The sequence below is a fragment of the Streptomyces recifensis genome (assembly GCF_002154615.1).
GTDB lineage: Bacteria > Actinomycetota > Actinomycetes > Streptomycetales > Streptomycetaceae > Streptomyces > Streptomyces griseoluteus.
In genome coordinates this window covers 1-538 of record NZ_MUNH01000176.1, presented here as the reverse complement: position 1 = coordinate 538, position 538 = coordinate 1, and the positions used below count along the sequence as shown (strand labels likewise).

Annotated in this window: 1 pseudogene; it reads left to right on the top strand. The window is 70.5% G+C overall.

The features are described from left to right. Window positions 1-193 (top strand): annotated as a pseudogene (locus CCN33_RS11190) (AAA family ATPase); the annotation flags it as partial. Window positions 194-538: the final 345 nt, after the last annotated feature.

The window sequence follows — 538 nt, the reverse complement described above, 5'->3', positions numbered from 1 at the left end:
CGACGACGACGGCCTGCGCGACGGCGAGCACCTGCGCGGATGGATGACCGACCGCTTCCGCGAGACCCTCACCACCTCCGGCGTCCCGTGGCAGGAGCTCCACGGCGACCGCCGGACCCGCCTCACCGCGGCCCTCGTAGCGGTGGACCGCCTCCTGGCCGACGGCTGGCACCTGGCGGATCCCCTCGGCTGACCGGGCGCGCCCTCAGGCGTGCGGCCAGACCGTCACGTCCACCATGAGGAAGCCCAGATCGGGGAGCGCCGTCGACTTGACCTGCACCACCAAGAGAGCGATGTTGCCCGCGCGGTCCTTGGCGCAGATCTCGCTCCCCGCCGCCANNGCTGGCGGCGCCCTGGAGTTCGAACTTGCACGAGTCGTAGGTTGCGCCCGGCTTGGCATAGCGCAGGAGGAGGTCGCTGCTGCGGCTCTCCAGTGAGCAGCTCTGCGCGCCGCAGGTGAAGCGGATGTCGCCCTTGCGGTCCTTCCGGACGTCCTGGTCACCGAGATCCAGAGAGTTCGTCGCGTCCAGGTTCAGGA